Origin of the sequence: Desulfitobacterium sp. PCE1 (assembly GCF_000384015.1) — a bacterium.
Lineage (GTDB): Bacteria > Bacillota > Desulfitobacteriia > Desulfitobacteriales > Desulfitobacteriaceae > Desulfitobacterium > Desulfitobacterium dehalogenans.
Map to the genome: position 1 here is coordinate 2,079,463 of NZ_KB913023.1, position 9,434 is coordinate 2,088,896.

At 41.1% G+C, this 9,434-nt stretch carries 7 protein-coding genes, 3 tRNA genes, 1 riboswitch and 1 other annotated feature; of the genes, 8 read left to right on the forward strand and 2 right to left on the reverse strand.

Going from position 1 to position 9,434, the window contains the following annotated elements:
• Positions 1-69: 69 nt before the first annotated feature.
• Positions 70-146, forward strand: a tRNA-Ile gene (locus tag DESPCE1_RS0110335).
• Between the two features lie 5 nt (positions 147-151).
• Positions 152-225, forward strand: a tRNA-Gly gene (locus DESPCE1_RS0110340).
• Positions 226-305: 80 nt separating this feature from the next.
• On the opposite strand, the gene DESPCE1_RS0110345 is transcribed toward DESPCE1_RS0110340, so the two are convergent.
• Complete coding sequence (locus tag DESPCE1_RS0110345; protein WP_014793948.1) at positions 306-698, reverse strand: CoA-binding protein; 393 nt, start codon at positions 696-698, stop codon at positions 306-308.
• A gap of 202 nt (positions 699-900) precedes the next feature.
• Positions 901-1,087, forward strand: a riboswitch (cobalamin riboswitch).
• A 200-nt stretch (positions 1,088-1,287) separates the two neighbouring features.
• Between DESPCE1_RS0110345 and DESPCE1_RS0110350 the strand changes: the two genes are divergently transcribed.
• From DESPCE1_RS0110350 to DESPCE1_RS0110370, 5 genes are all read left to right on the forward strand, one after another.
• Entirely contained in the window at positions 1,288-2,028 is a 741-nt protein-coding gene (locus DESPCE1_RS0110350; protein WP_014793949.1) for an energy-coupling factor ABC transporter permease, read from the forward strand.
• A gap of 2 nt (positions 2,029-2,030) precedes the next feature.
• Positions 2,031-2,342 (forward strand): energy-coupling factor ABC transporter substrate-binding protein, encoded by a 312-nt coding sequence (locus DESPCE1_RS0110355; protein ID WP_019850430.1) that lies wholly within the window; start codon positions 2,031-2,033, stop codon positions 2,340-2,342.
• Positions 2,343-2,421: 79 nt separating this feature from the next.
• The gene (gene cbiQ / locus DESPCE1_RS0110360) at positions 2,422-3,192 is read left to right on the forward strand and encodes a cobalt ECF transporter T component CbiQ (RefSeq protein ID WP_019850431.1); all 771 of its coding nucleotides are present in this window, start codon (positions 2,422-2,424) and stop codon (positions 3,190-3,192) included.
• A 47-nt stretch (positions 3,193-3,239) separates the two neighbouring features.
• Entirely contained in the window at positions 3,240-4,091 is an 852-nt protein-coding gene (locus DESPCE1_RS0110365; RefSeq protein WP_028305533.1) for an ATP-binding cassette domain-containing protein, read from the forward strand.
• 38 nt (positions 4,092-4,129) lie between these two features.
• Positions 4,130-4,204: transfer RNA gene (locus DESPCE1_RS0110370), tRNA-Gly, on the forward strand.
• Between the two features lie 122 nt (positions 4,205-4,326).
• Here DESPCE1_RS0110370 and DESPCE1_RS21340 read toward each other — a convergent pair.
• The gene (locus DESPCE1_RS21340) at positions 4,327-4,809 is read right to left on the reverse strand and encodes a tyrosine-type recombinase/integrase (RefSeq protein WP_084813867.1); all 483 of its coding nucleotides are present in this window, start codon (positions 4,807-4,809) and stop codon (positions 4,327-4,329) included.
• A gap of 1,648 nt (positions 4,810-6,457) precedes the next feature.
• Here DESPCE1_RS21340 and DESPCE1_RS0110385 point away from each other — a divergent pair.
• Positions 6,458-8,506 carry a TaqI-like C-terminal specificity domain-containing protein gene (locus DESPCE1_RS0110385; protein WP_019850435.1) on the forward strand — a complete coding sequence of 683 codons (2,049 nt, stop codon included), beginning with the start codon at positions 6,458-6,460 and terminating at the stop codon, positions 8,504-8,506.
• Between the two features lie 321 nt (positions 8,507-8,827).
• Positions 8,828-9,434: a sequence feature (16S ribosomal RNA rRNA prediction is too short), on the forward strand.

Genomic DNA, 9,434 nt, shown 5'->3' on the forward strand with positions numbered 1-9,434 from the left:
TAGCTCAATGGTGGAGCAACCGGCTGTTAACCGGTAGGTTGCAGGTTCGAGTCCTGCTCGGGGAGCCATGGCAGGGTAGCCAAGTGGTCTAAGGCAAGTGGTTCATACCCGCTCATTCGAGAGTTCAAATCTCTCCCCTGCTACCACACCTGCGGGTGTAGCTCAATGGTAGAGCGCTAGCCTTCCAAGCTAGTTACGTGAGTTCGATTCTCATCACCCGCTCCATAGGCAAGATTTAACCGTACTGATGTCAGTACGGTTTTTTGTTGTTATAGGCTTGAGCCTATTGAGCGAAAGCGGTAGGCCTATCTTCCGGGGCGTGTTTCAACCAGGACGCATTCATGGGTGATTAACTTGATATGGTTTTCGCGCCCCTTTGATAAAGCTTCATCACTCTCGGCGCCAGGCTGCATCCAGATTCTTTTGATACCTAACTGGGCACATTGGTCGACAATTTGTTCCGATATATGGGGAGGAACGATGAGGCTGACCACATCAGGAAGAACGGGTAAGGCATTTAATGAGGGGAAGCAAGGTTCGCCGTCTATCTCTGAGAGTTTTGGATTAATAGGATAGACTGTATAACCGGATTGTTTGAGCCTATGGTATACTTTAGTGCCAAATTTAGCCGGATCCTTAGAGACTCCAACAACTGCCCAGGTCTTCTGTTCTAAGAACTCTTCAATGTACTTTCGCATTTTTTTCTCTCCTTAACTTTCTTTTATATTATCGATAAGAATTAATATCACCATTTAGCTCTTTTTAAATCGTTTGATCAGCGAAATCTGGTCTTCCATTAGATGATAAATCGAAAAAATTAGAGAGATGAACTAATTAATATTAGTTTTCTCCATAATTAATATACAATTTACTTAGAAAAGTTGCTATAATGTTCTTGAAATTAAATATAGAGAGTTGAGTTGATTTTTCGTAAGAAAAGTCATAAGGGAAGTCAGTTAAGCTGACGCGGTGCCCGCCACTGTAAGAGGGAGTTGACTCACAATGATGTCACTGGATTATTATCTGGGAAGACGTGGGTTAATGATGAACTTGAGCCAGGAAACCTGCTTACTCTCTAAATTCAAGGAACCTACGGGATGTTGGGGAGGTGGATATCAGTGTTCAAGATATTCTTATCTGATACAGGATAGCAAACCCTTCTGCAAAGAAGGGTTTTTTGCATATCAGATAAGTATCAGATGTATATAGGCTTAAGGTGTACATGGCACCTGCATTGAGGTTATTTCACAAAGAATTTGTCCTATCAAAAGTGAAGGAGTGGGGAGTATGTCCAAACGAATACAGCTCTTTGTTGGTTTAGTCCTAATGATGTTTTTAATTCCCTATAAAGCATCGGCTATGCATATTATGGAGGGTTTTTTACAGCCGGGTTGGGCGATTTCCTGGGGAGCTTTAACCATACCCTTTGTCGTGTTAGGTATCTTTTCGATCAAGAAAACGATCTCCCTTAATCCACGGCTGAAAATTCTTTTAGCCATGGCAGGAGCTTTTGTTTTTGTTCTGTCTGCTCTTAAATTGCCCTCGGTTACCGGGAGCTGCTCGCACCCAACAGGGGTAGGTTTTGGTGCGATCCTTTTTGGACCGACGGCTATGGCGGTTATTGGAGTTATTGTTCTTTTGTTTCAGGCATTGCTCCTGGCCCATGGCGGATTGACTACCTTAGGAGCCAATACTTTTTCCATGGCAGTGGTCGGTCCTTTTGTCGCTTATGGTGTTTATAAACTTGTACAAAAATTCAAAGGCCCCCAATGGTTAGGTGTGTTTCTGGCTGCTTCCTTAGGTGATTTATCCACCTATGTAACCACATCGATTCAACTGGCCCTGGCTTTCCCTTCAGAAGTCGGAGGAATTGCTGCTTCTCTTACTAAATTTATGAGCATCTTTGCTGTAACGCAAATCCCGCTGGCTATTAGTGAAGGGATACTGACTGTAATCATCTTCAATGCACTGGCCAGCTACGGAAAAAGTGAGCTGCAAGATCTTAAGCTGTTGACAAAGGAGGCGTAAAGATGGCGAATTCAGGTGTAGAACAAACAAAGCGATCGACTTTAAAGATTAATCTGTTGTTATTACTGCTCGTGGTTGCCATAACTGTGGCTCCGTTAATTCTTATCAAGGACGCTGAATTTGGCGGGGCAGATGGCTTGGCGGAGGAAGAAATCATGACTATTCAGGAGGATTATGAGCCTTGGTTTTCCCCCTTCTTTGAGCCTGCCAGTGGGGAAATTGAGAGTCTGCTCTTTGCCCTTCAAGCAGGCTTAGGAGCAGGGGTCATCGGGTTCGGCTTAGGTTATTATAAAGGACGGAATAAGACTGAGTGAACGACTTGAGCCATATGGAGCGGGAATCCAGAAAACTACTTAGTGCTCACCGAAAGGGTGGGAGGAGGCTTCAAATAATATGCTGAATACGGATACCTATGCTTATGCCTCTCGGCTTAAAGCGATTGACCCTATGCAAAAGTTCATTTTTGCCTTCTTAACTCTGGGGGTATGTCTATGGGCCGATCAAATGGTTGTCTCCATAGCTGTGATTGTACTTATGAGTGGAGCTACTATTTTTTTCGGAGGCGCCCCCTTCTCCGTATGGCTCAAATTGATGATCGTTCCTATGTCATTTTTAGTTATCGGTATTTTTACGATCGCCATTAATATTTCTCGTGATGTATATAGCTTTTTATGGGCTTATTCCATAGCAGGGTATTGGGTGGGAATTTCAGAAAGCGGGATACGTGAAGGTATTAATCTTTTTTTCCGGGTACTCGGCTCCGTATCCTGCCTCTATTTTTTATCTCTAAGCACTCCCATGGTGGATTTGTTGTCCGTATTGAGGAGGCTCAGACTGCCCAAGCTTATGGTGGAGATGATGGGACTTATTTATCGTTTTATCTTCGTGCTTTTAGAGACTGCTGCGACCATGCTGATTGCTCAAAATTCTCGGCTGGGCTATATCAATCTTAGATCCGGATATCGTTCTATGGGGAGTATGGTGTCTGTCTTGTTTATTCGAGCTTATAAACGTTCTAATGAGTTATATACCTCTTTAGAAGCCCGGGGATATGATGGAGAGATCAAGGTCCTGGAAGAAACCTATGAGAATAATAAAAAGTTAGTGTTTCTGGCCGCGCTGATTAACGGAGTATTGATTTTCTTGGCATTATTTTTGAAATGAAATAGACCATCTTAAAGACTTGAGGAAAGAATATGAATGAGAGTATAATGCAGGACAACATAATACAGCTTAAGGATTTGCACTACCACTATCCTGACGGGACCCATGCTCTTAGGGGTATCACTATAACGATTCCCAAGGGTCAGGTTACTGCACTATTAGGAGGAAATGGAGCAGGTAAATCCACGCTGTTTCAACATTTAAACGGAATTTTGAAGCCCTCTTCTGGAGAAGTGTTTTTTGATGGACAGCCCGTTGATTACTCGCGCAAGGGACTCTTGAACCTTAGGCAAGCTGTTGGAATGGTGTTTCAAGATCCGGACAACCAGCTTTTTTCGGCAAGTGTCTATCAGGATGTTTCCTATGGAGTGCTTAATCTTCAATTGCCTAAGGACGAAGCACAGAGAAGGGTAGAGCATGCTTTAGAAAGAACGGGTATTTCTCATCTTCGCAATAAGCCCACTCACGCCCTCAGCTTTGGACAGAAAAAGCGTGCCGCTATTGCCGGAGTCTTAGCCATGGAACCCCAGGTCCTGGTACTGGATGAACCCACAGCAGGGCTGGATCCTAAAGGAATCTCGGAGATTATGCAACTTCTCTTAGAAACTCAAAAAGGAATGGATTTAACGATTCTTATTGCCACTCATGATATCGATATCGTTCCCCTCTATTGTGATAGGGTTTTTGTTATGGATGAGGGAGAAGTGGTCTTAGAAGGAACCTGCGGTGAGGTCTTTGCCAAAAGAGAAAAGCTGCGGAACGTGAATCTTAGGTTGCCGAGAATAGGCCACCTTATGGAGATTTTAAAGTTTAAAGATGGCTTTGCTCTAGACGAAATTCCCATGACCATCTCAGGGGCCCGGAAAGCGCTCAAAAATTGGCGAGATGAAAAAGCTTGACGGATTAGTATTTTTTGCTATAATTAATACTGTTCAATGCGGAAGTGGCTCAGCGGTAGAGCATTGGCTTCCCAAGCCGAGGATCGCGGGTTCGAATCCCGTCTTCCGCTCCAAAGGTATCATAGGCGTCGCAAAGTTTGCGGCGTTTTTTCTTTTTGTTTTCTTATGCCCTAAATTGACTTGACGGCATTCAGACGACATCTTGACCAAAAAAGAAAAACCGGACTGATCCGGTTTATTTTACAGCCTTAATTTTGTTACTTAAACGGGATACAGCTCTGATTTTTCCCTCCAGTGAACTATGACCGTACATATCTAATGTAGTACTTGTTCTTGAATGTCCTAGTAGGCTGCTCACGTTAACAGGATTTTCTCCGTCATCCAGTAGAAGTGTAGCTACAGTATGTCTTAAATCGTGTATACGGATTGATTTGATGCCTGCGGCCTTAATAATACTGCTGTGCTTCCTATTCAGGTTACGTGGCTCTATAGGCGTTCCTAGGGGCGTTGTGAAGAGTAATCCGCTATCGTTATACTCAGGCCCCAGGATGAGCTTTTCTTGCCGCCTTATAACCTGAAAACGCTTTATCTCTTTAACCACTATAGGCAACAATGGAAGTTCTCGTTTGCCTTTTTTTGATTTTGGTTCAGAAAAAATAAGCCTGGATTTTTCTTCACCATCTAGCTTTTTGCGTTTGATGGCTTGGATGATTCGGATGGTTCCTTTGTTGGGATCAAAGCAGTATGGCTAGTTCCCTTTGGATAATTACTTCGCATAATAAGAATGTCGTGCAATAAAGGTTTCAAATTTAAATACATTACTCCACTTCAAATCTTTCAAAACTCTTCCCGAATAAAAGTTAAATAGAATTTCTACAGAAAAATAAACCATTTTCCATATTGTTCCAAGCCACCCAGCTTGTGCATATCATGTACTATCTTTAGATAAAGGAGGGTATGCAGATGCATTGGGTGATATTGATTTAGATGATTGTGGTCGTCGTGAAAGAATCAGTATCAAGGAATCGCTATAGCTATCTTAATTCTTAATGCTTTGGGTGTTATCTTTTAATACGTTTTTTAAAATCACACTTCTATAACGAAAGGAGACAATTAAGATATGCAACGTTTTGGATTTGGGAGATTTCCCTTTTTCCCCTTTTTCTTTGATCCTTTCGAAAGGTTCGAGAGATTTGGGGTAATGGATCCATTTGAGAGATTTGAATTCGATCCATTTGAAAGATTTGAGATGAGACGATTTAATCGACGCCTTTTCTAATTAAAAGTAATGTAAAGCTAGGATTTGTGTTGGTTCTAGATTTAAACATGTTATTATTAGTTGGATAATTACAGCATCCATTATTGAAGGTGGCAGAAATTTAAAAGGCGTATTACCTTGGTAGTGCGCCTTTTCCTACTTTTACGCATTATACTACTAACTCGAATCCTTTATCATATACTTTCCAGAACCTTTTTTACCGCAGTATTTTCTCCTTTTTTTTTATAAAAGTTGGAAAAAAGTCTTTGGTTTTTGGCTCCTTGTTACCAATGTTTATTTTGGTTCAAATAATAAGGATGATTTTAAAGAGAGAGAATTAACCTGACATATTGAGAACTAAGAAAAAACTTTAAAGATTCTGCAATAGAGACCACGAAAAGATTAACATCAGTGATTGAATGGATTAGATGAAAGGAAAACCCGGCGGTACCTAGTATAGCTGTTCCAACTGGCCCTGGTGGCAAAGTTTCTTTCTTATTATATAACGCCCAATATTGTAAACTAAACGGGCATCCGTGGTAATCTCAGAGGATGGAGGCACAGCCATCATATGAATTGAAATTCCTTAAATGTGACAGAGGCGAAAATTTAGTATGGTTGACCCACGCCTAAATAATTATTGAACTTGGTGGATGTCAAGAATTATAACCGTTATACGTTCTAGTATAGAGGCTTCAAATAAACTAGGAAGAGTCCCTTGTTGACAATATGCGAAATATACTCCAAAATACTATACAGATAGGAAGACCATTTGATTCATAATAGGCAGTATATAAAACTAAACTTTCACCTCATAAATTCAATAGAGAAGCTTAATTGCGATTGGATAGAAATAGGTAGGACCAGAAGAATCGAATTCCCAAGCCGAGGGTCGCGGGTTCGAATCCCGTCTTCCGCTCCAAAGGTATCATAGGCGTCGCAAAGTTTGTGGCGTTTTTTCATACATATCAGGAAGTATAATTTTTATATCGCTAGTATAAGAGGAACCGGCGATTTCGCCTTTCTACTATGTGGGATAACAAGGCTTCAGGGAAGCGACGAAAGCCAAGACAATGTCTTTGGGGTTTCTTTTTTACGGGGGTAAGGAATGGATTTTTTAACTAGAGAAGACTGCTTCGAACTCAATGAGGTGTGCGATCTCTTATCTATATCCAAGGCTACGGCTATAAATTGGATTAAAAACAGTACCCTTAAACCTATTGATATTAAAGGGAATAAGAATCTTTTTTTAAAAAAGGACATAGAAGCCTTATTATTTGATATAAAGCGTGGTAATAACTCTAAGTTAAAAAGTCGGCGCAATAAAAACTACATCAGTGGTACTTATATCCCTAAGACCTATATCCAGAGTAAAGAGGGGATAGAGGTTGTTGGGAAAATTATATCGTGCCTCGATAGTATAGATTTAGCCGAAGGCTATGAGCGAGTGATTCTGGCAGAGTATGCCTTAAAACTACTGACCAGCCGCAAAATGATTTCCTTTGAGCCTAAGAGGACTGATTCCACTTGCTTCCTGCGTTATTACCTGAAAGACGCAAGATTCGCAGATCGTTATTCCGTTTTAATTGATGACCTTTTAGGAGATATAAAGGATATTGAATTGCAGTTGGTTAAACTATCTCCTGCCTTGAATTTTTACATTGACTACATAAACGAGCAGGATTTTTTGGGTCTACTCTCCATGTCGTTGCAGAACTTGGAAGAACGCAAATCCAAAGGGGTTTATTATACCCCCCTAACTGTGGTCAAAGATACCGTGGATTGGCTCAAACCGATGCTTCATAAGGATATTAAGATCCTTGATCCCTGCTGTGGAACAGGGAATTTTTTGATGTATGCTTATAAATATATTAAAAATCTGGAAGGGCTGCATGGGTACGATATCAGTCCTCTTAGTGTAAGTCTGACCCGTATCAACATGGCTCTTCTAACAAAGACTGCAGATGTAGAGCTGCTCTACAGGAATTTTTTATGTGCTAACCCTTTACTGGGTAAATTGGCAGGGAAATTTGATGTTGTAATAGGTAACCCACCTTGGGGATTCAAATATAGCCCCGGGGAGCAAAAAGAGCTTAAGAAACTTTATCCCTCGGCACGGGCTACGACCGTGGAATCCTTTTGTGTTTTTGCAGAGTTTGGCCTAAGATCAGTGGTAAATAAAGGCGTGGTCAGCTTGATCTTGCCTCAATCACTTTTGCAGGTAAAGATTCACCGCCCTATTCGAAAATATTTAATGAATGCATGCCAAATTAAACGAATACGTTATTGGGAAGATGCTTTTGACGGAGTACAATGCCCGGCAATGACCTTAACCTATCAAAAAAATGCAGAAGAGTTTTCAGTAAAGGGAGCTCAGATTGTCTCTCGTCAGAAAGTGTTTACAATTGCTAAGGAACGGACAGTGGATATTGACCTTTGGAATTTTGATCTCACCGATGCTGAAGTGAGATTAATTGAAAGATTAAAGTCTTCGGTGGACGTAACCTACTTAAAGCATAATGCGGACTTTGCTTTGGGAATTGTAACAGGGGATAATAGAAAGTTTCTTTCTAATAAAATAACGCATGAAGAGATAGACGATGAATCCGATATTTTTGAGTTTATCTATCGAGGAAGTGATGTGTTTAAATATAAATGCCTTCCTGCTCAATATAAAATCAAGTTTCATCCCCATAAATTCCAACAAGTTGCACCTATCGAGCTTTATCGAGCAAAAGAAAAATTAATTTATCGCTTTATAGGTGGGTGTTTGGTTTTTGCCTATGATGATACCCAGGCCTTGACGTTAAACAGCGCGAATATCCTTATCCCCAAAATTGAAGGACTCAGCGTTAAGTATATTTTAGCTGTGTTGAATTCTAGGATCGCCCAATATTTTTATAGTCGCCAATTCAAATCATTGAAGGTATTACGTTCCCAGATCGAAAGTATTCCCATTCCACTAATAAACAAAAGACAACAATATCATATTGTTACCAAAGTTGAATCTCTATTAAAGAGCTGTGATCCTGGGGAAGTTAACAGTCTTTATAATGCAATCGATAGGCAAGTCAAAGACATCTTTGGTTTAACTGATCCCGAGTATGAGTATATTAAGCAAGAATTAATGAATACCAAGCTGTTTCTATGGAAATAAATCCTTTGCACACCCCTGGTAGGGATGAGTAATCTTAAGGTGAGAAATAGGGAAAAATTTGATGATAATTTGTGATTGACACTTGAGCTCTAGCATGATAATATAATCAAGCGCTCAGTTGTGTAACCGAATTTTCCAAGAAAAATTGAGTGTAAAAAAAGCGATTGACAATTAAAAATCAATCTGCTAAACTAAGATTCCGTCACCGAGAGTGGCGAAACAAAATGGTCTTTGAAAACTAAACAACAAGGAACAGCCAATGACTCGTCAAATGAGTAAAGACAATTTGAGCAATCAAATTTTCTTCATAAATTTTATGGAGAGTTTGATCCTGGCTCAGGACGAACGCTGGCGGCGTGCCTAACACATGCAAGTCGAACGGACTAACGTTTAGCACTGAGTGTTCAGTGAAGTTGGTTAAAGCGAGAGCTCGAACGTAGTGGAACGAAGAGAGAGCTCCACGCATTATAAAGTGCCAACACAGTTTATTAGAAAGAACATGAAGAACACTGAGTGCTAGACGTTAGTTAGTGGCGGACGGGTGAGTAACGCGTGGATAACCTACCCAATAGACCGGGACAACCCTTGGAAACGAGGGCTAATACCGGATAAGCTTATCCCATGGCATCATGGGATAAGGAAAGATGGCCTCTGAACATGCTATCGTTAATGGATGGATCCGCGTCTGATTAGCTAGTTGGTGGGGTAAAGGCCTACCAAGGCGACGATCAGTAGCCGGCCTGAGAGGGTGAACGGCCACACTGGGACTGAGACACGGCCCAGACTCCTACAGGAGGCAGCAGTGGGGAATCTTCCGCAATGGACGAAAGTCTGACGGAGCAACGCCGCGTGTACGACGAAGGCCTTCGGGTTGTAAAGTACTGTCTTCAGGGACGAACGGTATTTATGTAAATAATGTAGATACATG